At 66.9% G+C, this 24,551-nt stretch carries 28 protein-coding genes and 1 tRNA gene; 10 read left to right on the top strand and 19 right to left on the bottom strand.

Annotated features, from left to right (window positions below):
- Positions 1-15: 15 nt before the first annotated feature.
- The 9 genes from AC07YZ_RS01570 to AC07YZ_RS01530 all read left to right on the top strand — a co-directional run bounded on the left by AC07YZ_RS01570 (position 16) and on the right by AC07YZ_RS01530 (position 7,404).
- Positions 16-1,797 (top strand): nitrite/sulfite reductase, encoded by a 1,782-nt coding sequence (locus AC07YZ_RS01570; RefSeq protein WP_494793476.1) that lies wholly within the window; start codon positions 16-18, stop codon positions 1,795-1,797.
- Positions 1,798-1,817: 20 nt separating this feature from the next.
- Positions 1,818-2,204 (top strand): DUF934 domain-containing protein, encoded by a 387-nt coding sequence (locus AC07YZ_RS01565; protein WP_494793475.1) that lies wholly within the window; start codon positions 1,818-1,820, stop codon positions 2,202-2,204.
- Positions 2,205-2,218: 14 nt separating this feature from the next.
- Positions 2,219-2,842 (top strand): phosphoadenosine phosphosulfate reductase domain-containing protein, encoded by a 624-nt coding sequence (locus AC07YZ_RS01560; protein WP_494793474.1) that lies wholly within the window; start codon positions 2,219-2,221, stop codon positions 2,840-2,842.
- 19 nt (positions 2,843-2,861) lie between these two features.
- On the top strand, positions 2,862-3,806 hold the full coding sequence (gene cysD / locus AC07YZ_RS01555) for a sulfate adenylyltransferase subunit CysD (RefSeq protein WP_226493058.1): 945 nt from the start codon (positions 2,862-2,864) through the stop codon (positions 3,804-3,806).
- A gap of 137 nt (positions 3,807-3,943) precedes the next feature.
- Complete coding sequence (locus tag AC07YZ_RS01550; RefSeq protein ID WP_494793473.1) at positions 3,944-5,266, top strand: sulfate adenylyltransferase subunit 1; 1,323 nt, start codon at positions 3,944-3,946, stop codon at positions 5,264-5,266.
- A gap of 104 nt (positions 5,267-5,370) precedes the next feature.
- Positions 5,371-5,700: a ferredoxin FdxA gene (gene fdxA, locus AC07YZ_RS01545; protein WP_226493060.1), complete on the top strand. Its 330-nt coding sequence runs from the start codon at positions 5,371-5,373 to the stop codon at positions 5,698-5,700.
- A gap of 3 nt (positions 5,701-5,703) precedes the next feature.
- A complete protein-coding gene (locus AC07YZ_RS01540) occupies positions 5,704-6,804 on the top strand; it encodes an NAD(P)/FAD-dependent oxidoreductase (RefSeq protein ID WP_494793472.1) in 1,101 nt (366 codons plus the stop codon).
- Between the two features lie 91 nt (positions 6,805-6,895).
- A tRNA-Asn gene (locus AC07YZ_RS01535) sits at positions 6,896-6,971 on the top strand.
- A 169-nt stretch (positions 6,972-7,140) separates the two neighbouring features.
- Positions 7,141-7,404 (top strand): hypothetical protein, encoded by a 264-nt coding sequence (locus tag AC07YZ_RS01530; RefSeq protein WP_494793471.1) that lies wholly within the window; start codon positions 7,141-7,143, stop codon positions 7,402-7,404.
- Between the two features lie 189 nt (positions 7,405-7,593).
- Here the strand turns inward: AC07YZ_RS01530 and AC07YZ_RS01525 are convergent, their stop codons facing one another.
- The 18 genes from AC07YZ_RS01525 to AC07YZ_RS01440 all read right to left on the bottom strand — a co-directional run bounded on the left by AC07YZ_RS01525 (position 7,594) and on the right by AC07YZ_RS01440 (position 23,545).
- Positions 7,594-8,025 (bottom strand): hypothetical protein, encoded by a 432-nt coding sequence (locus AC07YZ_RS01525; protein WP_494793470.1) that lies wholly within the window; start codon positions 8,023-8,025, stop codon positions 7,594-7,596.
- Positions 8,026-8,282: 257 nt separating this feature from the next.
- Positions 8,283-8,549: a hypothetical protein gene (locus AC07YZ_RS01520; RefSeq protein WP_494793469.1), complete on the bottom strand. Its 267-nt coding sequence runs from the start codon at positions 8,547-8,549 to the stop codon at positions 8,283-8,285.
- Between the two features lie 195 nt (positions 8,550-8,744).
- Positions 8,745-9,272 carry a hypothetical protein gene (locus tag AC07YZ_RS01515; protein WP_494793468.1) on the bottom strand — a complete coding sequence of 176 codons (528 nt, stop codon included), beginning with the start codon at positions 9,270-9,272 and terminating at the stop codon, positions 8,745-8,747.
- Complete coding sequence (locus tag AC07YZ_RS01510) at positions 9,269-9,415, bottom strand: hypothetical protein (RefSeq protein WP_494793467.1); 147 nt, start codon at positions 9,413-9,415, stop codon at positions 9,269-9,271. The genes AC07YZ_RS01515 and AC07YZ_RS01510 overlap by 4 nt, the downstream gene beginning before the upstream one ends.
- Positions 9,412-9,870 (bottom strand): D-Ala-D-Ala carboxypeptidase family metallohydrolase, encoded by a 459-nt coding sequence (locus tag AC07YZ_RS01505; RefSeq protein ID WP_494793466.1) that lies wholly within the window; start codon positions 9,868-9,870, stop codon positions 9,412-9,414. Before AC07YZ_RS01505 ends, AC07YZ_RS01510 begins: the two co-directional genes overlap by 4 nt.
- Positions 9,867-10,217, bottom strand: a complete 351-nt coding sequence (locus AC07YZ_RS01500) for a hypothetical protein (protein WP_494793465.1) — start codon at positions 10,215-10,217, stop codon at positions 9,867-9,869. The genes AC07YZ_RS01505 and AC07YZ_RS01500 overlap by 4 nt, the downstream gene beginning before the upstream one ends.
- Entirely contained in the window at positions 10,214-10,594 is a 381-nt protein-coding gene (locus AC07YZ_RS01495) for a hypothetical protein (RefSeq protein ID WP_494793464.1), read from the bottom strand. The genes AC07YZ_RS01500 and AC07YZ_RS01495 overlap by 4 nt, the downstream gene beginning before the upstream one ends.
- A gap of 27 nt (positions 10,595-10,621) precedes the next feature.
- Entirely contained in the window at positions 10,622-10,858 is a 237-nt protein-coding gene (locus AC07YZ_RS01490; RefSeq protein WP_494793463.1) for a hypothetical protein, read from the bottom strand.
- A gap of 2 nt (positions 10,859-10,860) precedes the next feature.
- Positions 10,861-12,720: a hypothetical protein gene (locus AC07YZ_RS01485; RefSeq protein WP_494793462.1), complete on the bottom strand. Its 1,860-nt coding sequence runs from the start codon at positions 12,718-12,720 to the stop codon at positions 10,861-10,863.
- Between the two features lie 2 nt (positions 12,721-12,722).
- Positions 12,723-13,133 carry a hypothetical protein gene (locus AC07YZ_RS01480; protein ID WP_494793461.1) on the bottom strand — a complete coding sequence of 137 codons (411 nt, stop codon included), beginning with the start codon at positions 13,131-13,133 and terminating at the stop codon, positions 12,723-12,725.
- Positions 13,130-13,441, bottom strand: coding sequence for a hypothetical protein (locus AC07YZ_RS01475; protein WP_494793460.1), 312 nt, complete (start codon positions 13,439-13,441; stop codon positions 13,130-13,132). Before AC07YZ_RS01475 ends, AC07YZ_RS01480 begins: the two co-directional genes overlap by 4 nt.
- Positions 13,441-14,520 (bottom strand): hypothetical protein, encoded by a 1,080-nt coding sequence (locus tag AC07YZ_RS01470; protein ID WP_494793459.1) that lies wholly within the window; start codon positions 14,518-14,520, stop codon positions 13,441-13,443. The genes AC07YZ_RS01475 and AC07YZ_RS01470 overlap by 1 nt, the downstream gene beginning before the upstream one ends.
- Before the next feature lie 80 nt (positions 14,521-14,600).
- Complete coding sequence (locus tag AC07YZ_RS01465) at positions 14,601-16,142, bottom strand: hypothetical protein (RefSeq protein WP_494793458.1); 1,542 nt, start codon at positions 16,140-16,142, stop codon at positions 14,601-14,603.
- Between the two features lie 7 nt (positions 16,143-16,149).
- Positions 16,150-18,090, bottom strand: coding sequence for a hypothetical protein (locus AC07YZ_RS01460; protein ID WP_494793457.1), 1,941 nt, complete (start codon positions 18,088-18,090; stop codon positions 16,150-16,152).
- Between the two features lie 3 nt (positions 18,091-18,093).
- Positions 18,094-18,744, bottom strand: a complete 651-nt coding sequence (locus tag AC07YZ_RS01455; protein ID WP_494793456.1) for a hypothetical protein — start codon at positions 18,742-18,744, stop codon at positions 18,094-18,096.
- On the bottom strand, positions 18,741-19,355 hold the full coding sequence (locus AC07YZ_RS01450) for a hypothetical protein (RefSeq protein ID WP_494793455.1): 615 nt from the start codon (positions 19,353-19,355) through the stop codon (positions 18,741-18,743). The genes AC07YZ_RS01455 and AC07YZ_RS01450 overlap by 4 nt, the downstream gene beginning before the upstream one ends.
- Before the next feature lie 83 nt (positions 19,356-19,438).
- Complete coding sequence (locus AC07YZ_RS01445; protein WP_494793454.1) at positions 19,439-19,873, bottom strand: hypothetical protein; 435 nt, start codon at positions 19,871-19,873, stop codon at positions 19,439-19,441.
- Positions 19,874-19,876: 3 nt separating this feature from the next.
- Complete coding sequence (locus AC07YZ_RS01440; RefSeq protein WP_494793453.1) at positions 19,877-23,545, bottom strand: tape measure protein; 3,669 nt, start codon at positions 23,543-23,545, stop codon at positions 19,877-19,879.
- A gap of 14 nt (positions 23,546-23,559) precedes the next feature.
- Here AC07YZ_RS01440 and AC07YZ_RS01435 point away from each other — a divergent pair, with 14 nt between their 5' ends.
- The gene (locus AC07YZ_RS01435; RefSeq protein ID WP_494793452.1) at positions 23,560-23,751 is read left to right on the top strand and encodes a hypothetical protein; all 192 of its coding nucleotides are present in this window, start codon (positions 23,560-23,562) and stop codon (positions 23,749-23,751) included.
- 4 nt (positions 23,752-23,755) lie between these two features.
- Here AC07YZ_RS01435 and AC07YZ_RS01430 read toward each other — a convergent pair whose 3' ends face one another.
- Positions 23,756-24,517 (bottom strand): phage tail tube protein, encoded by a 762-nt coding sequence (locus tag AC07YZ_RS01430; protein ID WP_494793451.1) that lies wholly within the window; start codon positions 24,515-24,517, stop codon positions 23,756-23,758.
- Between the last annotated feature and the right edge of the window lie 34 nt (positions 24,518-24,551).

Here is a 24,551-nt window from a genome sequence, read left to right as displayed (position 1 = left end):
TATCCCACGAAGCCCATGTACCAGTATTCCGACTTTGACCGCCAGTTCGTCCAGCAGCGCGCTGCCCAGTTCCGCGATCAACTCGAACGCTCGCAGGCCGGCACGCTGCTGGGCGACGAGTTCAAGCCGCTGCGGCTGCAAAACGGCTGGTACATCCAGCGCTTCGCGCCCATGCTGCGTGTGGCCGTGCCTTATGGCGAAATCTCCAGCGCCCAGCTGCGCGTGCTGGCGAAGATCGCCCGCGACTACGACCACAAGGAAGACCACGATGTGTCCAAGGCCAACGCGGCCCTGGCCGACGTGCCCACCCTGCCCGACCGCTGCGGCCACTTCACCACGCGCCAGAACGTGCAGTACAACTGGATCCCCCTGCATCGCGCGGCCGACGTGATGGACCTGCTGGCCAGTGTGAACATGCACGGCATCCAGACCAGCGGCAACTGCATCCGCAACATCACCACCGACGCGCTCGCCGGCATCGCCGTGGACGAGGTGGCCGACCCGCGCCCGTTCGCCGAGATCATGCGCCAGTGGAGCACGCTGCATCCCGAGTTCGCCTTCCTGCCACGCAAGTTCAAGATCGCCATCACCGGCGCCCGCGAAGACCGCGCCGCCACGCCCTGGCACGACGTCGGCCTGCGCCTCTTGCGCAACGTGGACGGCGACCTGGGCTTCCAGGTGCGCGTGGGCGGCGGCATGGGCCGCACCCCGATCATTGGCACGGTGATCCGTGAGTTCCTGCCCTGGAACCAGATCCTCAACTACCTCGAAGCCGTGGTGCGCGCCTACAACCGCTTTGGCCGCCGCGACAACATCTACAAGGCCCGCATCAAGATCCTGGTGAAAGCCGAGGGCCAGGCCTTCACCGACCAGGTCGAAGCCGAGTACAGCGACATCATCGAAAAAGACGGCGCCCCCCACACCATCACCCAGGCCGAACTGGACCGCGTGAGCGCCTTCTTCGTGCAGCCCGAGCTGCGCTGCGACCGCAAGAGCGCCGACGCGAAGATCGCGCACATCCTCAAGGCCGCGGCCGAAGACGACGTGGAGTTCAGCCGCTGGCTCACGCAGAACGTGAAGCCGCACCAGAACCCCGATCTGCGCGCCGTCACGCTGTCGTTCAAGCGTCTGGGCTCGGCCCCAGGCGATGCCAGCGGGGAGCAACTGGAACGAGCCGCCGACCTGGCCGACCGCTTCTCGGCCGGCGAAGCCCGCGTGACGCACGAACAGAACCTGCTGCTGCCCTGGGTCAGCTGCGACCAGTTGCCCGAGCTGTGGCGCGAAGCGCGCCGCCTGGGCCTGGCCAAGCCCAACATCGGTCTGCTGAGCGACATGATCGCCTGCCCCGGCGGCGACTTCTGCGACCTGGCCAACGCCCGCTCGCTGCCCATTGCCCAGGCCCTGCTGGCGCGCTACCAGGATCTGGACGAGCTGCACGATCTGGGTGAAATCGACCTGCACATCAGCGGCTGCATCAACAGCTGCGGCCACCACCACAGCGGCCACATCGGCATCCTTGGCGTCGACAAGGACGGCCAGGAGTGGTACCAGGTGACCCTGGGCGGCTCGGACGGCACACGCCTGTCGGGCGAGGCCACGCCGGGCAAGGTGATCGGCCCGTCTTTTGCCGCCAATGAAATGACGGACGTGATCGAGGCCCTGCTCACCACCTACCGCGCGGAGCGCCAGTCGGGCGAAACCTTCGTCCAGACCGTCAAGCGCGTCGGTATCGACCCCTTCAAGACCGCCGCCAACGCGGTGCGCGTGGCCACCGCCCGCACACCCGTTGCCGCCTGAGCCCAGCATCCGAGACCCGCATGAAACCCACGCTCCAACTCTTCAAGGCACAGACCTTCGTCACCGACGAGGCCAACACCCTGACGCTGGCCAACGACGCCGATCCGCGCGACGCCGATCTGAACGGCATCACCACCGTCGTGCTGAACTTCCCGAAGTTCACCGATGGTCGCGCCTTCAGCCAGGCTTTTCTGCTGCGCCGCCGCCTCGGCTTTGCCGGTGACATCCGCGCCACCGGCGATGTGCTGATCGACCAACTGGCGCAGATGCAGCGCAGCGGCTTCAGCCAGGCCGTGCTGCGCGACGACCAGGACCTGGAACACGGTCGCAAACTGCTGGCCCACTACCCCGCCTTCTACCAGGGCGATGCGGTGGACACGCAACCGCACTTTGCCGTCGCGGCCTGAACGGAGCACACCACATGATTTCCAACGACATCGCACGCGTCAACGCTGAACTCGGCCGCAGCGCTCCCGAACTGGTGAACTGGGCCCTGGGCCTGGGGCAGCCCGCCATCGTCACCACCAACTTCCGCCCTTTCGAGGCCGTCATCCTGCATCTGGTCACGCGCGTGAAGCCCGATGTGCCGGTCATCTGGATGGACAACGGCTACAACACCGAAGCCACCTACCGCTTCGCCGACGAAGTCACTCGGCAACTCCAGCTGAACCTGCGCATCTATCTGCCACGCCGCTCGCGCGCGCACCGCGAGGCGGTGGACGGAACGACCCCTGCGCTGGACGATCCGCGCCATGCCGCCTTCACCGAAGAAGTCAAGCTGGAGCCCTTTGCCCGCGCCCTGCGCGAGACGGCGCCCAAGGTCTGGTTCACCGCGCTGCGGGCCACCGACACCGCGGTGCGCGCCCAGATGGACCCGGTGAGCATCAACCCCGACGGCCTGATCAAGGTCGCGCCGCTGCTGCACTGGTCGTCCAAAGAGCTGTACCAATACTGCGAAGCCCACGGCCTGCCCAACAACTTCGACTACGTGGACCCGACCAAGGGCGAAGACAACCGCGAGTGCGGCCTGCACCTGGCCCACTGATCAGGATACAAGAACCATCATGAACGCCCGTACCGAATCTGCCGTGCTGCAATCCGCCGAACACCACCTGAGCAACGCCCACCTGGACGCGCTCGAAGAAGAAACCATCTTCATCCTGCGTGAGGTGGCCGCCGCTTTCGAGCGCCCTACCCTGTTGTTCTCGGGCGGTAAGGACTCCTTGGTGATGCTGCGCTGCGCCGAAAAAGCCTTTGGCGTCGGCCGCATTCCCTACCCGCTGCTGATGATCGACACCGGCCACAACTTCCCCGAAGTGACCGACTTCCGCGACCGCCGCGCCGCCGAACTGCAGGCCGAGCTGATCGTGCGCAACGTCGAGGACTCCATGAAGCGTGGCACCGTGCGCCTGGCCCACCCGGGCGAGAGCCGCAACGTGCACCAGTCGGTCACTCTGCTCGAAGCGATCGAAGAATTCCGCTTCGACGCGCTGATCGGCGGCGCGCGCCGCGACGAAGAAAAGGCCCGCGCCAAGGAGCGCATCTTTTCGCACCGCGACAGCTTCGGCCAGTGGCAGCCCAAGGCCCAGCGCCCCGAGCTCTGGACACTCTTCAACACCCGTCTGGCCCCGGGCGAGCACTTCCGCGTGTTCCCCATCAGCAACTGGACCGAGCTCGACGTGTGGCAATACATCGAGCGCGAGAACATCGCCCTGCCTTCCATCTACTACACGCACAAACGCGAAGTGGTGGACCGCCGCGGCCTGCTGGTCCCCGTGACCGAGCTGACCCCGCCGAAAGACGGCGAAACGGTGCAGGTGCGCGACGTGCGTTTCCGTACCGTGGGCGACATCACCTGCACCTGCCCGGTGGAGAGCCTGGCCGCCACGGCCGGTGACATCGTCATCGAGACGCTGGCCGCCGACGTGAGCGAACGTGGCGCGACGCGCATGGATGACAAAACGTCGGACGCTTCGATGGAGAAACGGAAAAAAGACGGGTATTTCTGACCCACCCCCGCGCCGCGCCTAAAGGCGCGTCACCCCCTCAAGGGGGCGGCGCTAGCGGCCCGGCAAAGCCGGTTCCGCGGCGCCCTTGGATGGGGACACTTCCTCCGGCTGCATTGCTTATTCGTAACGAAATTGATATGAACACCAACACCTCCGTTCGGGCTGAGCCTGTCGAAGCCCTCGCACAAGACACCCGCCCCGCCCTGAAGTTCATCACCTGTGGTTCGGTGGACGATGGCAAGAGCACGCTGATCGGCCGCCTGCTGGTGGACAGCAAAGCCGTGCTGCAGGACCACCTGGCCGGTGTGCAGCGTCAGGGTGAAACCGACCTCGCACTGTTGACCGACGGCCTGTCGGCCGAGCGCGAACAGGGCATCACCATCGACGTGGCCTACCGCTACTTCAACACCGAAACCCGCAAGTTCATCATCGGCGACGCGCCGGGCCATGAGCAGTACACGCGCAACATGGTGACCGCTGCGTCCGCCGCGGATGCGGCCGTGGTGCTGGTGGACGCCACCAAACTCGACTGGCAGGACGCCGGCCTCAAGCTCCTGGTGCAGACCCGTCGCCACTCGCTGCTGCTCAAGCTGCTGCGCGTGCCGTCCATCGTGTTCGCGGTCAACAAGCTCGACGCCGTTGCCGACAGCGCGCTCGCGTTCGCCCACATCAGCGCCGCGCTGACCGCATTCGCGGCCGACGCCGACATCACCGTCACGGCCACCGTGCCGGTCTCGGCGCTCAAAGGCTGGAACGTGGTGGACCCCGCGTCCGACGCCGCCTGGTGTGGCTACAACGGACCCACGCTGCTGGACATCCTGGAACACCTGCCGGTGACCGCGGCCGACACCGCGCTGCCGTTCGCGTTCCCGGTGCAGTGGGTCGAGAAGTTCTCGTCGTCTTCCGACACCAGCCAGGGCCGCCGCGTCTTCTGGGGCCGCGTGGCCACCGGCGGTGTGATGCCCGGCCAGCCCGTCAGGGTGATGCCCAGTGGGCAGACCGCCACCGTGGCCCAGGTGCTCAACCATGCACGCAACCCGAAGAACGTGCAGGCGGGTCACAGCGCCGGCGTCGTGCTGGACCGCGAGGTCGACGTGTCGCGTGGCGACTGGCTGCTGGCCGCCGACGGGGAAGGCGCTGCGCTCGAAGCCAGCCGCGAGATCCGCGCCACCGTGGCCTGGATGGACGACGAGACCCTGGTCGCAGGCCGCGTCTACTGGGCGCTGCACGGCCACCGTTGGGTCAAGGCCAAGGTCAAGCGCATCGTGCACAAGCTCGACATCAACACCCTGGCCGAAGAAGATGCCACCCAACTGGAGCCCAACGCCATCGGTCACATCGAACTGACCCTGCAGGAACCCCTCGTCACCCTGCCCTTTGCCCAGTCGCGTGCGCTCGGCTCGCTGGTCCTGGTGGACACGGCCAGCCACAAGACATCGGGCGCTTTGCTGGTGAACTGACCCGGTTCCGCCACCCTTAACTTATGTCAAGGCAAGGGACTTGACCAGGCCTTAACCTCTGGGAAACCCTAAAATCCAGGGTTTACCGTTATCTCACCATCACCATGACCCACGTCGTCACCGAATCCTGCATCCGCTGCAAATACACCGATTGTGTGGATGTCTGCCCTGTGGACTGTTTTCGCGAAGGTCCGAACTTTCTGACCATCGACCCCGACGAGTGCATCGACTGCGCAGTGTGCATTCCGGAATGCCCGGTGAGCGCCATCTACGCTGAAGAGGATCTGCCGAAAGACCAGGTGCACATGACCGAACTCAATGCCGAACTGGCCCGGTTGCCAGGTTGGAAGAGCATCACCAAGCGCAAGGACCCGCTGCCCGATGCCGAGGAATGGAAAGACCGGACAGGCAAACTGCCTGAACTGTTGCGCTGAAGAATGGAACCCAAACTGAACCAAGAAGTGATGGCCACCGCTGCCGCGCACGACGGACCGATCGAAAGCGACGCCGTCATCGTTGGCGCGGGTCCGGTGGGCCTGTTCCAGGTGTTTGAACTGGGCCTGCTTGAAATCAAGGCGCATGTGATCGACTCGCTGGCCTACCCCGGTGGCCAGCCGGTGGAGCTGTACCCCGACAAGCCCATCTACGACATCCCGGCGGTCCCGGTCTGCACCGGCCAGGAACTGACCGATGCCCTGCTCAAGCAGATCGAGCCTTTTGGCGCGACCTTCCACCTGGGGCAGGAAGTCACCACGGTTCAGAAGCAGGAAGACGGCCGTTTCTTCGTTGAGACGTCCAAGGGAACGAAATTCCTGACCAAGACCATCTTCATCGCCGCCGGTGTGGGCGCCTTCCAGCCCCGCACGCTCAAGGTCGACGGACTGGAACGTTTCGAAGGTTCGCAGCTTTTCTACCGCGTGAAGAACCCAGCCGACTTCGCCGGCAAAAACCTTGTCGTGGTCGGCGGTGGCGACTCGGCACTCGACTGGACGCTGAACTTCGTGGCCGAGGGCCCAAACAAGGCCGAGAGTGTGATCCTGATCCACCGCCGCGACGGTTTCAAGGCCGCCCCGGCCAATGTGGCCAAGATGAAAGAGCTGTGCGATGCCTACGAGATGCAGTTCATCGTGGGCCAGGTCACGGGCTACGAAGAGAAAGACGGCAAGCTCACCGGCGTCAAAGTGACCGGTGCCGATGGCGTGACCCGCGTGGTGCCACTGGACGTGTTGCTGGTGTTCTTCGGTCTGAGCCCCAAACTCGGCCCGATTGCCGAATGGGGCCTGGAGATCGAGCGCAAACAGCTCGTGGTCGACACCGAGAAGTTTTCCACCAGCATCCCCGGCATCTTCGCCGTGGGCGACATCAATACCTACCCCGGCAAGAAGAAGCTCATCCTCTCGGGTTTTCACGAATGCGCACTGGCGGCCTTTGGCGCGGTGCCGTTCATCTTCCCCGAGAAGAAGGTCTTCCTGCAGTACACCACCACGAGCCCGAAACTCCACAAGGTGCTGGGCGTCGAATCGCCTGTGTTTGACTGAGCCTCGCCATCACTGGATGCGGCGACATTTTTTTGACAAAAATGCACCGCCCTCGGAAAACGGCAAAAATCACACTATAATTTGAGGCTGTTCCCTGATAGCTCAGTCGGTAGAGCGACGGACTGTTAATCCGCAGGTCCCTGGTTCGAGTCCAGGTCGGGGAGCCAGAAATTCAGAACAGAATCAAGCACTTAGGTTTTACGGCCTAAGTGCTTTTTTCTTTCCAGTTGGAAGTTTATTGGAAGGGTTTCCAATATCCAGTACATCCCACCCGCTCGACAATCCTCAAGCCCTGCCCTGGTCGGGCTTTTTTTTCTGGCTGGATACACTGGCCCCATGAAGGTGATTGAGCTGTGGCAATACTCGCACTGGGACGAGGTGCGGCAGAAGCGCATCCGCACCAGATACGTGCTCACGGAGGAAGACGCCAAGGCCCAGCTTGTAGACCCTGAGCGTGTGCCGGGAACGCGCGAGATGCGGTCGGTGCCGGAGTCGCGCGACGAGTGGGATATGGCCAGTGATTTCCTCAAGGGCTCCGAGCGGCCGTTCTTCGACCCGCCCGACGACATCGACAAGGGTGATGGGGAAGCTACCCCGTGACCCGTCGAGCGAGCATTAAGCCGGCCTGAGCGCGTTTGACGGCGTAAGTCGCGCCTCGATAGTCCGCCCCGGCTTTGCGCGCAGCCTCGGGCACGCTGAGGCCGTCGACGAGGTGTAACCGCACCGCGTCGTTCGTCGGGCCGGGCTTGAGGCTCAGCAGCTCGCACAGGGCCGCGAATTGATCGGGGGTCATGCCCGACCTGGCGCGTGGCTGTAGTGCTGTCCAGCGGCCTCTTCTGCGTCCACCTCGTGGATCAGATCGAGATACACCGGGTCAGGCGCACCGCCGGCCGCCAGGTGGTGGCGGTACCACGCCGTCAGCAGCGCGGCGAGGTTGTCCTCTGGATGGTCACGCAGCAGAGAAATGTCGATGCAGCTGGCCTCGCAAATGCGCTCGATTGGCGTCCAGTCAAATGACACGGCGCCATCGGCATCGCGCGCGAGCTTGAGGTCTGCGAACTGCACGGTGGGGGGGATGGACACTGAAACAAGCTTGGTCATGGGAGCCTCTACACGGTCGATGAGCCAGTCGGAGAGCTTGCGGCCCTCGCGCTGGGACTGACGCACCCAGCGGGCTTTTGTGCCGGCCGGGGCCTTGATGACGATGGTGTCGTCAGGCACGGTAGACCGTCCCGACAAGAGGAGCCGGGGCCTGATCTCGATTCGCGGCGTTGTAGGGCACATGTGTCAGCCCTTGGGCCGAGCAAAACGCGGCAGCGTCGGACGATCGGGCGAAGTGCGCGAGTACAAGTCCGTCAGAGGCAAGGGCGAGGTGGACGATGGTCATGGTCAATCTCCGTCAGTGCCGGGTGCCGCCCGGACGGTGGTGCGGATCGCACTCCAAGGCCCTCGCACTGGGCAAGGGCTACGGGGTGGGATCAGCGATTGCGCGACGAGTTGAGGTACGAGTCTGCGTTGGCGTCTGCCAAGGCTTCGGAGAGGTCGTTACGACTGACCCCGCTCACCAGCCAGCCGTGGTGCATGCCGCAGATGCAGCCCTTGACACCACACATGTGGATCCCAAGGCGCTTGGCCTGGCCTTCGCTGAGCTTGATGCCACCGCGCGGATCAACCTTGGCGCGGATGGTGATTTCGTCGGCGTTGTGGAAACCGCCGCTGATGGTGATTTGCTTGGTGTTGCTCACGATGCTGCTCCTATTAGGATTCCCGGTGCCGCCGGGGCGGTAGACAGTGCGCCTGTCCATGGGTTCTATTATGCACGTCATGACGTGCATATCAATACCGCTCGTCGGAAAAAGAAAAACCCGCCGACCCCGTGAAGGACCGGCGGGCAAGGCCGGGGACTCTGATCAAGACCCGGCGGAGACACTGCGAAGCTGCTACGGCGTCGCGGTCAGCGTGGCCGCGGCGTCGTACCGGGCGCGGCACTCGGCGAGCTGGATGCGGAGCCCGTCGGCGCGCTCAGATTCCCCGACAAGAAATTCCGCGTCCTCTCGGTGAAGCTGGGCTCCGGTGCAAGCCACTGGACTGCCGGCACCGCTGGGCACGTCACCACCACCGGGGGCGGGGCGCTGGGGGCGGTTGCGCAGCTGGCCACGCAGATCGGCAACAAGAGCAGCAAGGCGGCGTTTTTCATCGGTGGCTTTCTGGGTGGTGGTGGCGATGGTTTGAGCGTGGGTGCGCTCGCGCGCTCGGTGGCCGGCTTCGGCCAGGCGGGCGACTTCGGCGCGGGTGGTCTCGGCCAGGGCGGTGCTGGCCTGCAGCTGGGCCAACTTGTTGCGGGCGCTGTCGCGCTGCAGGCTGGTGGCGCAGTTGGTGGCGAGCGCGCTAGCGACGATGGCGGCCCAGATCCAGCCGGGCACGATGCCGGCCAGGGCGGCGATGGCTCGAAGTAGTCCGGCGATCATGGCAGCACCGCCCACAGCAATGCGCTCAGGCACAGCAAGGCCAGGCACCCGCCACCGGCTGCGATGATCAGCGCTTTGACGAACAGCCTGGCGCCAGCGGCCACGAGGTCGCGGTCTTCTTCAAGTTCGGTGTGCCAGTTCATGCCAGCTCCTGAATGCCGAGCTGGGCACCAGCGTCTGTGATGGTGATCACGCGGTTCGCCGGCTTCTCCGGGATGCGGGTGGACACGTGCACCCACTGCTTGCCATTCACGCCCTCCAGGATGAGCTGCCCGATGCCGAGCACGCTGATCAGTGGCGCGAGCGCCTTGGCGATCTGGTAGGGCGTGCCGAAGGCCGGGGCCACGATGTCGGCGGCCTGGCCGCTCATGTGGTCGCTGGTAGTGGCGCCGCCCACGGCGCGGTTGAGCGCTGGGCCGCGGTAGCCGCTGGAGACGATGACAGGCACACCGAGCCTGGCGCGGATGCGCTCCAACATTTCTGCAGTGCCCTGCAGGCGGTGCAACGCCTCGGGCGGCGGGGCGTTGGCCAGCCTCATTTCCCGGGCCTTGCGGCTGGCGGTGAGCTCCGCGAGGGTGAAGTGGGTGGTGAGGTTCATCGGTGCTCCTCCAGCTTTGCAAGTTCGGACGCGGTGCGGTACGCCAGTGGCACGCCGTCGTGCCAATACACTGCGGTGGCGATCTGCACCCAGGTGATGGCGGCCACGGCCAGCACATCCATGCCGTCGGGTTGCCAGCCGCAGGCCCAGGGCGCGAACAGCGCCGCGCCGGCGTAGATCACCAGGCCGTTGAATGCCCAGCGGATGCCGGCGCGCGTGCGGTGCTTACTGGTGCGCGCGAAGCGGCATGCGCACGAGTACACCAGCGCGGCGGCCAGCAGGGTGTGCAGCACCAGCCACACCGTGGGCAGGTGGTGCGTGATGAGGCTTGGGATGAGTGGGGTCATGAATCGGCTCCTTTCTTTCCAATGATGGCTTTCACGGCCTCGACGGCGGCCGTGCGCACGCTGCCCCAGCGGTTGCCGACCCAGCCCACCACGAAGGCGACGACTGCCAGGATTTCGATGGCGGGAATGGTCGTGAATCGTTCGATGAGGAAAGCGATGGTTCCGCTCACCACGACGGCCATGGCAACGTAACGGGCCACGTACAAGACGGCCTCACCGCGGCTGCTGGTCTCCACCTCGCCAAGGCTCAGCAGCGCGCCGATGGTGGCCGCGCCACACACGGTGACGATGGGTCCGAGCTGGTCGCCGACGATGGCGCTCACAATGGCCACCAACGCGGCGCCAGCGGCTCCGGTGGTGGTGACGGGTTCTGACATGGGCGGTCCTTTGCTTCCGGGTTGTGGTTATTCTTCGATCGTCGCGGGCGTGAGCGCAGGCGCCGGCCCTTCGATCACGCCGGCGCGCACGAACACCTGGTCGCTCACGGCGGCGGTGCCGCGCACGCGCTGCGTGCCGCCGCCGGGGTATTCGACGGTGGCGGTGCCGTCAGCGTTTGTGGCAATCACCTCCCCCGCCAGCAGCGGCGCTTCGGGCAGCAGTTCACGCAGGGCGCGGTACAGGTTGGTCTGCGGCAGGCTCATGGTCAGGTGGTCTCCAGGTGGCGTTCGATCTGCACGCTCTGGCGCACCGCGTCGCCGAACTTGGCGCTCACGCTGACGGAACGCACACGGCCGCGCCAGGGCGTGCTGTGGTTAATCTGCACGAGCTGTCCCACGTCGAGCACGCCGGGCTGGCTGGCCCCGGTAAGCACGGGCAGGCTGAGCGTGACGATGTGCTTGGGCCCCGCTGCGCCGACGATGGAGCGCCCGCGCCAGCGCACAGCCTCAGGCGCGGTGATGAGCGGATCGGTGACCATGGCGGCCAATTTCTCGCCCGCGGTGCCCGCGCGCCGGTAGAGGCCGCGATAGCCCTGGCTCACGCCGCTGACGTAGACGGCGTTGATGTCGGGCCCGTCGGCGCGCTCGGTGCCGGTGACCATGAGCGCGTCGGGCGCGAGTTCGACGTCGGGCACCACGCCCGAGGCGTACCAGTTCCACGGCCCGCCGGTGATGCCGCCCGTGAGGTCGGGATACGGGTGGCGCGCGAGCAGCGTGGGCAGCGTGCGGTGGCTCTGCAAGAAGCCGCCCGCAGCCTCCACGATGGTCTGCACGGCCGACAGCGGCGTGCCCATGTGGCTCCATGCGCCGGCGGGCACGAGCCAGTCGGTGATGCCCCAGTCGAGATCCGCGCCGGTGAACTCCAAAGCGGCCAGGGCGAGCTGCTGCGCGGTGAATGCGCTGGTGTTGTTGTGGCTGCTCTCGCGCGCCACGGGGCCAGACAACAAGGCCGTTGCACTGCGCCCGCTGATGCGCACGCTGCGCTGGCCAAAGGACTCCTGGTGCTGCAGGCTGTCCACCACGAACACGAACGGGATGCCATCGAGCGTGATGCGAATCTGCGCGGGCAAGCCAGCGCTGGGCGCGAGCTGCTCGAAGACCTCGGGGAAGGCGGTGGCGCTGAAGGACCGGGCAAACGATCCGGCGTCGGCGCTGAGCGTCACGTCCTGGATGCTGATCGGCTCCAGATCCGGCAGGCGCACGGCGGTGAGTGAGTGGACGGTCATGAAGTACCTCGCGGGGAGGATGTAGAGAGGGGCTTGCGGGCCGCCGGGGTCGACACCGCACACCCGCCCAAAAACCAAATTGATAGCCCCCCCCGCATACGCCGGGCAGGCGAACACGAGATTGAGGTCTGGCACGTGGGGGGTGATGCCGCCGCCCGGCGGGGGTGGCGGCCAGATCTCTTTGCCGGGCGGCGGCTTGCGTGCTTGCTCCAGCGGCTGGTCAAAGCTGCGGCCGGCGGCGCGGGCTTGCTGGTGCAGCTGCAGGGCCAGGGCCTGCAGGTGGTCGGCGATCTGGTGCGCCTGGGCGCCGCCGGTGTGGGTGAGCCGGGCGATCTGGTGGGGCTGGCTGGCCAGAGCCTGCAGGTGGTCGGCGATCTGGTGCACCTGGGCGGCATGGGTGCGCACGCGCAGCGTGGCCTGGTGCACCTGGGCGCGGGCCGTGCCGATGCGGTCGGCCTGCTCGTGCACCTGGTCGGTGTGGGCGCGCACCTGGTCGGTCTGGCCCATGGGTTGTGCGGGTGCGATCTCGCGCACCTGGGCCTGCTGCATGGGCTGGTCGTGGCCGCCCGGGCGGCGCAGGGCCTGCTGGGTGGGCATGTCGAGCGCGCTCAGGGCCGCGCGCGCGATCTGGTGCAGCTGGGTGCTGCGGGTGCTGACGCGGCGGGGATTTCGGTTCTGGTAGGCCACCAGGCCGGTGCCGAACACGGCGGTACTGAACACCGTGGTGCCGTGCGCGGTGACCGGGTTGGGCGCTGGCGGCGCATCTTCGGCGCCGAACACCAGGTCAATGGGCCCGCCGGCGTAGCGCGCGCGGCTGAAGACCAGATTGAGATCGGCCATGGTCAGGGCGCCGTGATGGTGTGGGTAGCGGTGACTTCGCCGCCGGTGTACATCTGCGCGCTCGGTGGGTCCAGGCCGTCCGTGACGATCATCTCGGCGCCGCTGCCCGGCGGGCCTGCGGTGCAGTCGTACACGGCAACGCCGTCGCCGTCCACGTACCTGGCCCAGGTGGGCTGGCCGGCCCGGGCGGCATGGCCAACAGCCGGCACCAGGGCCATCTGCGCGTCGGTGGCGTGCATCTCGAAAGACACCGCGGCCAGGGTGATGATGGCAACCGGCGACGCGCCCGGGGCGGTCTCGGGGGTCGGCGCCATCGAGCCGTCCAACAGCCACAGCGCACCGCCGCCACCGCCATCGATGTCGGCGCGCAGGGCCAGCAGCCAGTTGCGGCGGGTACGCAGGGCGAGGCTCATGGCGCCGGCGGTGTGGGCACCACGATGTCGGTCACGATGTCACCGTTTTTCAGGCCCAGCGGGTCGACGGTGGTGGCGTAGTAGGTGCCGGCGGCGATGTATTGAAACTGATACTCGCCCGTCTCGGCATCGCTCCACAACTCGCGCACAGGCCTGTCGCTTGCCTGAACGTGCAGGACCACCCTGGCGCGCTGGAAAGGGCCGGTGGCGCTGTCTCGGCGGGTGGTGCCGATGGACGTGCTGTACGGGCCAGAGACGCCGGTCTCGTGGACGCTGCTTCGCGCGATCGGCGATGCAACGGCCGCCATCAGTACCACCCCCCGCTGAGCTTGATGGCCATTTGACCGTTCGCACCGCTGGCACCGACCGACACCGCCAGGAATTTATCGGTGCCCGCATCAACAACCTGCAGGTTCGTGAACGGGGCGTTGGCAAAAACGTAGGCCAGACCTGGCCATTGGCCCCGGATGCACGGGCCTTGGCTCAGAACGTGAAGCAACGGATGGATGACCGGGTTGGGGTAGTTGACCGCGCTCTGGAAAGAGCTGTAACCCGAGATGTTGACGCTGCCAGATGGATTCACCACCGACTGGTACTGAGACCCCGCCTCGCCAGGGAGCACGCCGCTTGCGGCATAAATGGCATTCCCAGACCCCGGGCTGCCCACCTGGGATGTGCCTGTTGCAAGGCTCCAGGCCGGCGTGGTCGTGTATCCGGTGCTCGTCTGGCCAGACAGCAGCGTGAACCCGGCATCGCCCACGTAGTACGGCACACCATCACCAAAAAAATAGACAACAAAACTGTCGCTCGAGCCAAGTTGGGTGCCGAAGAAAAACGCCCTGCTGTCACCGGCGATGAACCACCTTTTTGCCGTCGCCGAGTTGGCACCTTTCTGCCAGTAAGCCCCGCCAGAGATCTGCGCCGCGCTGGGGAAATCGCCTGTCGTCGTATCGACGTCAGACGCTGACACGACGCCCCGCACTCGCACGATGGACGCCACCGCCCCATCGTCCAGCACACGCAGCATCTGGGCCAGGGCATCAACCGCCGATCGCGCGAAGATGGCCTTGTTGGTGCCGGTGTAGGGCTCCGTCCAACCCAGCGGCGCGCGCTTGGCGCTGATGGTGCCGGTGTAGTTACCATCGGCAACGCCGGCAACGTCGAAGGTGAAGGTGTTGGTGGTCACGCTCAGAGGCTGGTGGCGGCCGTTGAGCAGTGCCTCGGGGGCACCTTCGATCAGGATCAGCTTGCCGTAGGTTGCGGTGTAGCCATGGCTGGCGGCAGTGGCAGTGGCCACGCCGCTGGCGACATCGATGCTGGTGACGGTCTTGGCGCCGAAGCCGTTGACCAGGCAGGCGCGCATCACCTCCAGCGCGCTGCTGACCACGTTGTTGAGCGTGGGCGCGCCGGTCTCGTTGCTGTCGAAGTAGCTGGGTTGTGAGACGGGGAGTGTCATGGGTCTGTCGCTCAGGCGGGGTTGTCAACATCGGAGCGGAAGGCCACGATGGCGCGGTCGTTGCTGACCGTGGCCGGGCCTTGCAGGATGGCCATCGCTTCCCAGAATGGGGTGGTGCACGCGGCGGTGTTGAAGCGCAGCACGTTGCCAACCGACCAGCCGTCGCCATGGGCCAGGGGATCGATGGACCAGTAAGGGGCGCCCGGCGCTTCGGTGTTCGGGTTCATCGGCTCGATCGGCGCCGTGGTGCTGACGTTCGTCAACACCTGGCCGACGTGTTCACCGACCACGTTGACCGTGGTTGCACCGGTGCGGATCAGTGCCCAGCGTTCCTCGATCGCGCCGCGGTTCGTGACCACGGGCGGGAAGTCCACATGGTTGAACTGGGCCGTGGGCGCATCGCCGATCAGACTGTCGGACCAATCGCCCGTCCACGTGGTCTGCTCAAAAAAGTTGTGCGCCCGCGCGAACAGGTCTCCCTTGCGCAACTTGCTGCTGACGAAGGATGTGTCGGCCGGAAAGTCGTGGGTGAGGCCGCTGACGGTGGAGAAATCGAGCCGTCCGCTGATGTCGGCGATGGCGATCTCCAACTCGTCTTCGATGCGGTGAAACACGGTGAGCGGCTGATCGATGCCCGTCAGGTCGGACTCGACGGGGAATACGATGGTGCCAGCATCGAAGTCCACCTGGTACAGCGCGCCCGGCACCTTGACGCCGGCCGGCGTGCGCACGTCCACAGCGGCGATGCGCTCGCGTCCGAGGCTGTACACCGTGCCTTTGACCAGTGGGTTGGGTAGCGCCGTCGGCAGTGTGTTGTGCACCAGGCCATGGCCGCCCGGGTGGTACACGGGTACCCTGCCGTCGATGGGCAGGCGCTTGGTGCTGATCCCAAGCAGCGCCTCATCCTTCGGCACGTACTGCTGAAACACGGCGCTGTAGGTGATCTCGTCAGCGCGCACCGCGGTGCCGGCTTCGGCACCCGCGCCCAGGCCCGCCACAGACCATGCCACGATGCCGCGCAGCGCGTCCACTTGGCCCGTGAAATCGCCCGTCAACACGCCAGCGTCGTCGGCCGAGGACGTGAGATCGGCCGCTTGCTGGAAAAAGTTGCCGGTCTTGATGGGCGCGCTCTCCAGCCGGTACACGCCGCCGAACACATCGAGAGCGCCACGCGCATCGTGCGCGGCGTTTCGCCAGGTGATGGCGTTGGCACCGCCTGCGGGCACGCTGGTGAAATTGATGCGACCGTCGGTGGACGCGCTGCCGGCCGATGTGGCGGCGCCGGTGGTCGGGTTCCAGCCACGGAACAGCGCGCCGTCGCGCGTGAAATGCGTCTGCCCCGCCCAGTCGAAGGCGACGCCGTTGGTGACCAGGGCCAGGCCCTCGGGCGGCACGGTGTCGATGTACCAGGTGGGCTCCACGCTGATGGCGACCGCGGCGCCGCCGCTGGCGGGCTGGTAGCCGATTTCGATGACCCCGTCGAGGTCTAGGGCGTAGTCGACCGAGCTGCTCTCGGTCTTGTAGTAGTAGCGAGGTTGGAGTGTGTAGGCCATGTGTGCTTTACCCCATGCTCACCGTCGGCAGCGTCGCCAGGTGCTTGGTTTTGGTGTGGCGCGTGACCGTGATGGCGATCGCCCCGTTGAGCAGCATCACGCCGGTGCCGTTGTTGATCTGGCCAATGAGCGTGGTGCCCGTGTACACGTCGGTGCCCACGCTGCGGCAGGGGTACACCTTGGCCGTGCTGCCCACCGTGCCGACCACGTTGAAACGCACCGAGCCTGCCAGCGGCGGTGTGCTGAGCGTGTATTGCCCGCCGCCGTCGTTCGTGAATCCGGCTTCTTCGGCCGCCGCTGTGTAGCTGATGTCCACCGGGCCGGTGGGCAGTGTGTCGGGCGAGAACGGCAGCAGGTAGCCGCCACCGTCGACGCGCTCCACCGCGCCCACCTGGGCCGGGCCGGTGACGGTGCCATTGGCCGCCACGGTGGCGGTCTGCACGCCGGTGCCGCCCGCGCCAGTGGGCCAGCTGATCGAGAGCGTGCCGGGCTGCGGCTGCGTGGCCAGCGCGATCTTGGTCCAGGCGCGCGACGGCAGGCCGGTGGCCGCCCGGGCGCTGTCCGCCTCGCCCCAGGTATAGATGAGCAGGCCTCCCACATCGGGCAAAGCGCCCAGGGTCAGCAACAACGATCCGGTGACGAAGGTGAGGCTACCGCTGCCGTAGTTGCTGGCGGCGCCGGAGAGCTTGCCGGTACCGTCTTCGACCAGGTCGTACCAGCGCCCTTGCGCCATGTAGCTGACGGTGAGCGTGCCCGGAGCGGGCGGCGGGTCCAGCGGCTGCACCCAGCCCAGGCCCTGGTTGGCCGTGGTGATCTCGATTGCCGCGCTGTGCGCCGTGGCGCCGGTCACAGTGGCGGGCTTGTAGGCCAGGGTGTTGCTGGCGCTGCCGTAGGCGGGCGCGGTGCCGGCCATGGTGAGCGTGCGCAGCTTGGCGTCTACCGTGCCCACCACGGTGGTGCCCTGTAGCAGCTCGCCCGCGGCGTTGGTGGTGAAAGCCGTAGCGCCGTGCTGCATGGTCAGCGTGCCGGGCTCCACCGCGGTGGGCAGCTGCAAGACGGTGCCGGGCGAGAGCGTGAGCGTGACGGCGGGCAGCGTGAGCACGCCTGATGCGGTGCGCGAGAGCGTGGGCCGCGTGACGAGCGGGTACAGGTCGGTGATCGGGTTGTCCACCGTGCTGGCTGGGACGAGCGGCGAGTAGATGCCGCCCGCCACCGTGACCGACTTGTCGCCCACCGACGCGGGCAGCGCCAGGGGTTTGATGGTGTGGAATTTGACGCCCTGGCTCTGTGCCGTGCTGTGGACCACGGCATAGCTGGTGCCGCTTGGCGTGGATTCCTGGATCGGCGCGCCCAGCACGTCAAACGGCAGGACGGTGCTCAGCGTGCAGTTGCAAAAATTGACTGGGATGACATCGCCACCAACCGGCACATCCATGGTGCTGGTGGTGGTCTTCAGGATCTGCAGGTATTCCTCAGTCCCGTTCGGGTTGCGCACCACGATCGTGTCGCCACCCACGGGGAAGCCGGTGGCGGGGGCGATGTTGTAGAGCTGCAGCAGGTTGGCGCCGGTGAACTGCGTGTCCTGAATGCGGCACGTCAACTTCGGCCCTTTGACGAGATAGGCCTCGATCGCGGCCTTGGCCTCGGTGCGTGTGTCAAACCAGCCTGCGGTCTCGAACAGCAGCAGGTTGACCAGCGGGTCGGCGTAGTTTTCGAGCACGACCACGGACGCACCGAGCAGCAGGTCGGTGTTGTCGGTGCGCGCTGCGCCGAACAGCTTGCGCAGCCGGAAGCGGCCTGACACGTGATCGTCCGTGCTCGGGTCGGGGAACACGTTGTTGCTCGCGCCGTCCACCACCTCCACGCCAGTGGCCGCGCCGCCGCCTTCCGGCACGTCGGCGTTGACGGCCGAGTAGAACAGCCCGATGTCGTCGGATGCGATGGTCATGGGTTACTCGGCGGGGGTGGTGGTTTCGGAGGACGTGGCGGCTGGCTGGCGGCCTGCGGCTACGCCGTTGAGCGTGGCCGTGGAGCCCTGGCTGTAGGCCCCGCTGCTGAAGCTGTAGCCGTCTTGCTGGGTGCCGCGCAGGGTGTCGAAGAGGTAGCGCTGTTGACCGTTCGACGCGTCGATGCGGTAGCGCTCCTGGTCAAGCCCTTTGCTGAACATCTTGAAGCCAAGCACGCGATCGGTGACCTGCAGGCCGCGGTTCCACAGGCTGGTGCGCTCGGCCAGCTCGGCGCGGCGCAGGTCGACTTCGGCGGCGTGCTGCTGCTGTTGCTGTGCGATCTGCACGAACGATGGGCGCTGCGCGGCCGGTGCGGCCTGGGAACCGCCGCCGCCGTTGATCATTCCGGCGACGATGCCTTTGGCGAAGTCGTTGCCGGACTCGGCTGCGAACTTGATGAGCGCCATGGTCCGCGTGCTCTCCAGCTCCATGGCGGCTTTGTCGAGCTCGTACTGCATCTCCACCAGGGTCTTGGTGGGCGCGGGCGCCACGGCCACCGGCTGCTCGGCGGCGGGCTTGGCGGGGTTGGTCTGGCAGGCGCTCAGGCCGATGGCGGCCAGGGCCGCGAGCGCGATGGTGATGAGGGTTCGTTTCATTTCGTGGGCTCCTGCAGGGTGGTGGTGAAGGTGTCGATGGCGCGGTCGAGATCGGTGGCGCCCCAGGTGGCGGCAGGCTGCGGCTGGGCCGGCTGGGTGGGTGCTGCGGCTGGTGCGCGGGCGCTGCGCCCGGCTGGGCTGGTGGCCACCGAGCGGCTGGGCGCTGCGGCCTGCGGCGTCTGGGCGCTTTTCAGGTCGGCGATGCGGCCCCGAAGATCCACCACGTCGGCCTCCAGCGCGGCCACAGCGGCCGGCGCCGGCTGGGTGGCGCGGGTCTTGAATGGATCGTTGATGATGGAAACGAGGCCGATCACCAGCACCAGCAGGCCCACGGGCAGGCCAATCAACCACGGCGATCGGTCCACGCGGTCGGTGAGCCCGGCCCAGGCGGCGGGCACCGAAGCCCATACGCTGGACAGCGCGGCGCGGGCGCTGGCGGCCCACCCGCGCGCCGTGCCCAGCAGCCTGGAAAACAGTCCGGCCGCTACCAGTGCGTCAGCAGGCGCAGGATTGGCCGCCGTCTGGCCGGCAGACGGCACACCGATGGGCTGTTCTGGCGACTGCGGGTTGAGAGGGATCGGCGGATTTCCGGGGGGTGTGTCGGTATTCATGCGGCCTCTGGGGTGTTTGTCTCGAAATGAAAAAGCCCGCGCTGGGCGGGCTTTTTCTGGGGTGTCGCTGGTGTCCATAGCGGTCATGGCGCGTTGAGCTGCTGGAAGCGCAGCGTGAGGCTGTACTGATCCCCGGGCAGGGGGTCGCTGTAGGGCACGATGGGTTCGGCGGTGACGGGGGTGCCGCCTTCGTGGCTCCATGCCACGAGGTAGTTTTCGCCGTTGTGCACGAGCACCATGGCGAGGCCGGCCTGGTTGGCCCAGGTGTTGAGGGTGAGGAGATCGGCGCGCAGGCACCAGGCGTAGTCCACGCTGCCCTGCAGCGTCATGGGGCGGCCGGCTTGCTTGCTCCACTCTTCGATGTGCAGCGCGCCGGTGCTGCTGTATTCACGGGTCTGGAGTACCTGGCTCCAGCCGCCGAATTCGTCGCTCCAGAGCAGGTCGGGCGGGAGGTCGAGCACAAGCGGCGTGCCGCCTGGCCCGGCGGTGGGGTGGCTGAGGGTGATGGTGCTGCTCATGATTTATTTGCCCGCCGATCGGCGCGCTTCTTCAAGGCCGCGCATCAACACATCGGCCCCCGACTCGGTGGTGGGCACGGTGCCCATCTCGCGGCCGTTGACGCGCAAGTTGAAATTCACTTCGCGGGCCTGTTGCTTGGGGATGCTGGTGCCGATGCCGGGCACGTTGGCACCACCCACGCCGGCGCCTGCGAACGTGATGCGCTCCGCGGCGCGCAGCAGCGCCACGCTGATCGTGTCGCCGCCGTAGCGCTTCTGGCCGGGGTTGCTGAAATAGGGGATGTTCCCTTTGCCGTCGCTGAACTCGGTGGCAATGCGGCGGGCCGTGGCGTCATCGTCAATGCCGGCGGACTTCAAGAACGCGGCGATGCCGGTGAGCGTGTTGAGGTCGCCACCGGCGGCCATGCGGTTGCCGCTCTTGTCAAGCGTGAAGCCGTCTTTGTCAACACCCAGGCGCTTGCGCTCGGCCTCATCGGCCGCATCGCTGCCGACCCGCTTGTTTCGCTCCTGCATGCGGTCGGCCCAGCCGATGTACCGCTGCGCCGCGGCACTGGCGCCGTCGATGGACTTCGTCAACCCGTTGACGGCCGAGCCGGCATCGTTGGCCGCCTTCGCGGCGTCCTTCATCGACCGAACGATGGTTTTCCCGCCCGCGTCCGTCGCGATCTCGAAACCGCGCGCCGCGGCCTGGCTCTTGGCAAACGCGATCGCGGCGGAATCTCCCGACGCAATCGCGGCGGTGGCCATTTTTTCGAAAGCCGCCGACTGCTCGCGCGCGCTACCGCCCGTTTTCACCACGGCGTCGTAAAGCGCTCGGGCCTCGGTGGATGCCTTCTTCAACTCGGCATCGCTGGTGATGCCGAGTTGCTTGAGTGCGCCCTCAAGGCCACCCAGGGCGCCTGTGGCCTTCCTGGCCTGTTCTTCGAGTTGAGCCAGCAGCCCATTGGCCACCTTTTCACCCAGCACCTTGCGCAGGTCCTGGATGCGGGCGCGCAATGCGTCCACCGCGGCCTGGCTGTCGGCGGTCTTGATGGCCTGGCCCAGGCTGGCCTCCAGGGCCTTTCCAACGTCAACTCCTTGCGCCTTCAATCGCCCCATGCCAGCGACGATGGCCTCTGTGTCGTTGATGGCGCTCTTGCTCGCCGCACTCATGCCGCCGGAAAGTACCGCGAAATCGGCGCCACTGCGGCGGATGGCCTCGCGGAGCTTGGCGTCGAGAGCCACTTCCATCAAGCCAGCGCTGTCGGCCACCCCAGCGAAGGCGGCGCGCGCGCGCACCTCGAAAGCGGCCAGGTCTTCACCGCGCAGCGCGTCTGCCATGGCCTCGCGTACGGCCTCGCCGCTGATGCGCCCCTGGCGCTCCAGGTCGCGCAGCGCAATGGAAAAATCGTTGATGCCCTGCGCCTCGCGCAGATTGGCGTTTTTGCTGATCTCGGCCAGGGCTTCGGCCACGCCCTTGCCCGCATCGCGCGCCTTGTCGAACGCGCCGACCATGGTGCGGGCGCCCTCGGTCAGTCCCCTCTTGGCCTCGGCGGCTTTGGCCGCATCCTGGGCCAGGGCCGCCTGTTCGCGTGCCAGCGCTTGACTCGCTTCGGCCGCGCGTCGGTCGGCCTCGGCCATTTCTTCGGTGCGGTCGCGGTACCCCATCATCTTGGCCGCGCTCTCGCCAAGCCAGGTGCCCAACCGCTGGATCTCGGGCCAGAGCAACGCGGTAATTGCGATCAGCCCGAGAGGGCCGCCCATGAGACCCGACAAACCTCCCACCGCGCGGCCCAGCAGGCCAACCTGCGGCGCCGCAGCAGCTGCGGCCGTACCGACGCCAGCCGTGGCCCGCTGAGCTGCCGCCGAGAATGCGCCGCTGCGGGCCATGGCGGCCGCGTTGGCAGTGGCCGCCGTGGCACTGGCACCCTGCGCCGCCGCCCCGGCCGCGACAGCCGCGGCGTTGGCCCTGTGCGCGATGGTGTTCGTGGCGGTGGCGGCGGTGTTGGCTTCCATCGCCACGGTGGCCGCCACCGTCTTGGTGGCCCAGGCGGCGAAGTGGGTCGCCATCTCGGCGATCTTCATGGTCGCCCAGATCTTGCCGGCCACCGTGAGCGTGTCGACCAGGGTATCGAGGTTGTTCGCCAGGGTGTCGATGACCTTCGCGGCGTTGGCGCTGGAGATCAGCCCCTTGTCGGACGCGCCCACGTAGAGCGTCCACTGGGTGGTGAGGTTCTGCAGCGCACGGCCCACGGTGGCGGGCAGCTTGCCGAACTCGGCGGCCACGGCGGCCGACTGGCCCTCCAGAGCGCGCATGACGGTTTCCGCCGTGAGCTCACCCTCTTTGGCCATGGCGCGCAGCTGGCCGGTGGTCTTGCCCAGGCCCGCGGCCATGGCCTGCGCAAGCCGCGGGGCCTGCTCCATCACGCTGTTGAACTCTTCGCCGCGCAGCACGCCGGACTGCAGGCCCTGGATCAACTGGGTGATGGCGGCCTTGGCCGACTCGGCGGTGCCGCCCGAGAGCTGCGTGGCCTGGTTGATGGTCTGCGTGAGGCCAAGGGCGCGCTGCTGCGCGGCTTCGGCGGCCATGCCGCCCTCTTCCGAGGCTTTGGTCAGCCGGGCAAACAGGGTGCCGGTTTCATCCAGAGCGCTGTTGGTTTCGAGCGCGACGCGCGTCACTCCGTCAAACGAACGCTCGAAGCTCTGGCCCTCACCCGTGGCGAGCTTGACGCGGGCCTCAAGGTTCTTGAACTCGTCGGCCGTGGAGGCCACGTCCTTGATCATGCCACCGAGGTAGGAGCCGCCGATGGCCGCGGCCGCGAGCGACTGGATGCGCTGCAGCTGCGTGCCGATCGAGGCCATGCCCTCGCGCAGCGTGCGCTGGTTCTGCACCTGCTTTTGCGTGGACGCGTCAGAGGCCTGCTGCGCGGCGCGGTAGGCCGGCGCCATGGACAGCACTTCCTGGCGCACCTTGACCACGGCTTCACCGAGGTTCCGCTCAGCCTGAGAAAGATTCTTGGTGCCGATGCCGGCCGCATCCAGCGCACCGCGCGCGGCGTTCAACGCGCGGTTCTTGTTGCCCAGCTCGGCGCTCACCTGGCGCGCCGACTTCACGGCGTTCTGGTATTCGGTGTTGAGCTTCTTTTCTTCGAGCGCGGCCTGCGCGGCTGCGGTGGACGCGGTGCGGACGGCGGCGTTTTTCTGCTGCAGGTCGGCGGCCAGGCTCTTGATGGTGGTCTTGAGCTGGGCCTCGGCGGCGCGGTAGTCGTCGGTCTGGCGGGCGGCGCCCGTGGTCTCGGTGCGCAGTTGGCGCAGCGCGGCGCGCTGTTCGTCCAGCAGGGCCTTGAGTCCGGTGGCTTCGGTGCGGGCCTGGGTTTCGGCCTGCGCGAAGGCCTTGGTGGCGGCCGTGGCCGGGGCGAACTGATTGCCAAGCTCCCCCACCTTGAGGGCGGCACTGTCCATCGCCGTGGTCAGCGTGCGCGCGTCGGCGGAGAGCGTCTTGAAGGTGTCGATGGCCTGCTGCTTGGCACCCAGCGCGGCCAGCGCCTCGGCTGCGGTGCGCGCCTGCTGACTCAACTCACCTTCAAGGGTGTCGCCCAGCTCGCCCAGGGTACGGGCGAGCTCCTCCACACTGGCTTCACCCTTGACATCGGCTTCGATGTCGTATTTGATTTTCGGGTTGCTGGTGGCCATGGTGGGAGAAACGGGTGAACGGTGTTGTTCTGTGTGGGTGTCTTGGCGCGGGCGGGCTGCTGCTGGCCCTGCTGGGCCTGGCGGTGGGGTCTGAGCTGCTGACGGCCTACGGCGCGGGCGCCGTGGCGTTGCCGTGGGTAGGCTGGCCGCTGTTGCTGCTGCTGGGCATCAACAACAGCAGAGGCCAGCGCCACCCGCCGCGATGACCGATTACGAGCGGACTTCGTAGCCCTCGGTCTTGCCCGCGGGCGTCACGATCTTTCCGGCCAGCGTGATGTTGGAAAAGTCGGAGCCCAGGAAGTCGAAGCCGTTGTTGGAGCCCAGCACGCACTCCCACACGTCCACCTCCAGCGGCGAGCCATCCGCCATGTTCACGCCGTCGAAGCGCGCCTGGCAGCGCACCTGGGTGACGCGGCCGCCGAGGATCTTCTTGCCGTCCTCGGCGCCATAAGTCGCCGTGACCTTCACCACGTCGTTCAGCGCCGGGGCGCCCACCACGTCGAGAATTCGGATCTCGCCGCGCAACCAGTTGACGGTGTAGTGGGTGTCGAGCACGTAGGTGGTGGTGGCGGTGGCATCGGTCACCACGAAGCCGGCTGCGGCCACGTTGCGCTTGCCCAGCGGCAACCAGACACCGACCTTGCTGACGGTGACGTCTTGCGCGGTGATGGTGCCGGACGACTGGGTCAACGACTGCACCAGGCCCTGGAACTGCATCGCCAGGCCCTCCACGCTGGCAGCGGCCAGTTCGATGGTGAGCTCGGTGGGCTTGGGCAGGATCACCGATGCGCGGGCCTGGCCGTAGTCCAGGTGCGAGCGGGATTCGCTGGTCTTTTCCTCGAAGTTCGGCTTGATCTCGAACTTGTCGGCGTCGAGCGCTTCCTTGAAGCCATCGTAGGCCTGGGTGATGGTGTTCCAGAGGTTGAGCTCAACGAGCCCGGCGCCGAGGATGGCGCGTGCGGAGGTGGACATGATGGGGGTTCCTTTCGGGCAATAAAAAAGCCCG

It is taken from the genome of Hydrogenophaga sp. GW101-3F08, assembly GCF_059424585.1.
Note: the sequence above shows the minus strand (reverse complement) of the source record. Positions and strands in the feature narration are given on the sequence as shown.

What these genes read in the sequence shown, in the direction of transcription:
- AC07YZ_RS01570 (WP_494793476.1), top strand. Translation starts at nt 16, where the DNA reads ATGTACCAGTATTCCGACTTTGACCGCCAGTTCGTCCAGCAGCGCGCT.
- AC07YZ_RS01565 (WP_494793475.1), top strand. Translation starts at nt 1,818, where the DNA reads ATGAAACCCACGCTCCAACTCTTCAAGGCACAGACCTTCGTCACCGAC.
- AC07YZ_RS01560 (WP_494793474.1), top strand. Translation starts at nt 2,219, where the DNA reads ATGATTTCCAACGACATCGCACGCGTCAACGCTGAACTCGGCCGCAGC.
- cysD (WP_226493058.1), top strand. Translation starts at nt 2,862, where the DNA reads ATGAACGCCCGTACCGAATCTGCCGTGCTGCAATCCGCCGAACACCAC.
- AC07YZ_RS01550 (WP_494793473.1), top strand. Translation starts at nt 3,944, where the DNA reads ATGAACACCAACACCTCCGTTCGGGCTGAGCCTGTCGAAGCCCTCGCA.
- fdxA (WP_226493060.1), top strand. Translation starts at nt 5,371, where the DNA reads ATGACCCACGTCGTCACCGAATCCTGCATCCGCTGCAAATACACCGAT.
- AC07YZ_RS01540 (WP_494793472.1), top strand. Translation starts at nt 5,704, where the DNA reads ATGGAACCCAAACTGAACCAAGAAGTGATGGCCACCGCTGCCGCGCAC.
- AC07YZ_RS01530 (WP_494793471.1), top strand. Translation starts at nt 7,141, where the DNA reads ATGAAGGTGATTGAGCTGTGGCAATACTCGCACTGGGACGAGGTGCGG.
- AC07YZ_RS01515 (WP_494793468.1), bottom strand. Translation starts at nt 9,272, where the DNA reads ATGATCGCCGGACTACTTCGAGCCATCGCCGCCCTGGCCGGCATCGTG.
- AC07YZ_RS01510 (WP_494793467.1), bottom strand. Translation starts at nt 9,415, where the DNA reads ATGAACTGGCACACCGAACTTGAAGAAGACCGCGACCTCGTGGCCGCT.
- AC07YZ_RS01505 (WP_494793466.1), bottom strand. Translation starts at nt 9,870, where the DNA reads ATGAACCTCACCACCCACTTCACCCTCGCGGAGCTCACCGCCAGCCGC.
- AC07YZ_RS01500 (WP_494793465.1), bottom strand. Translation starts at nt 10,217, where the DNA reads ATGACCCCACTCATCCCAAGCCTCATCACGCACCACCTGCCCACGGTG.
- AC07YZ_RS01495 (WP_494793464.1), bottom strand. Translation starts at nt 10,594, where the DNA reads ATGTCAGAACCCGTCACCACCACCGGAGCCGCTGGCGCCGCGTTGGTG.
- AC07YZ_RS01490 (WP_494793463.1), bottom strand. Translation starts at nt 10,858, where the DNA reads ATGAGCCTGCCGCAGACCAACCTGTACCGCGCCCTGCGTGAACTGCTG.
- AC07YZ_RS01485 (WP_494793462.1), bottom strand. Translation starts at nt 12,720, where the DNA reads ATGGCCGATCTCAATCTGGTCTTCAGCCGCGCGCGCTACGCCGGCGGG.
- AC07YZ_RS01480 (WP_494793461.1), bottom strand. Translation starts at nt 13,133, where the DNA reads ATGAGCCTCGCCCTGCGTACCCGCCGCAACTGGCTGCTGGCCCTGCGC.
- AC07YZ_RS01475 (WP_494793460.1), bottom strand. Translation starts at nt 13,441, where the DNA reads ATGGCGGCCGTTGCATCGCCGATCGCGCGAAGCAGCGTCCACGAGACC.
- AC07YZ_RS01465 (WP_494793458.1), bottom strand. Translation starts at nt 16,142, where the DNA reads ATGGCCTACACACTCCAACCTCGCTACTACTACAAGACCGAGAGCAGC.
- AC07YZ_RS01460 (WP_494793457.1), bottom strand. Translation starts at nt 18,090, where the DNA reads ATGACCATCGCATCCGACGACATCGGGCTGTTCTACTCGGCCGTCAAC.
- AC07YZ_RS01455 (WP_494793456.1), bottom strand. Translation starts at nt 18,744, where the DNA reads ATGAAACGAACCCTCATCACCATCGCGCTCGCGGCCCTGGCCGCCATC.
- AC07YZ_RS01450 (WP_494793455.1), bottom strand. Translation starts at nt 19,355, where the DNA reads ATGAATACCGACACACCCCCCGGAAATCCGCCGATCCCTCTCAACCCG.
- AC07YZ_RS01445 (WP_494793454.1), bottom strand. Translation starts at nt 19,873, where the DNA reads ATGAGCAGCACCATCACCCTCAGCCACCCCACCGCCGGGCCAGGCGGC.
- AC07YZ_RS01440 (WP_494793453.1), bottom strand. Translation starts at nt 23,545, where the DNA reads ATGGCCACCAGCAACCCGAAAATCAAATACGACATCGAAGCCGATGTC.
- AC07YZ_RS01430 (WP_494793451.1), bottom strand. Translation starts at nt 24,517, where the DNA reads ATGTCCACCTCCGCACGCGCCATCCTCGGCGCCGGGCTCGTTGAGCTC.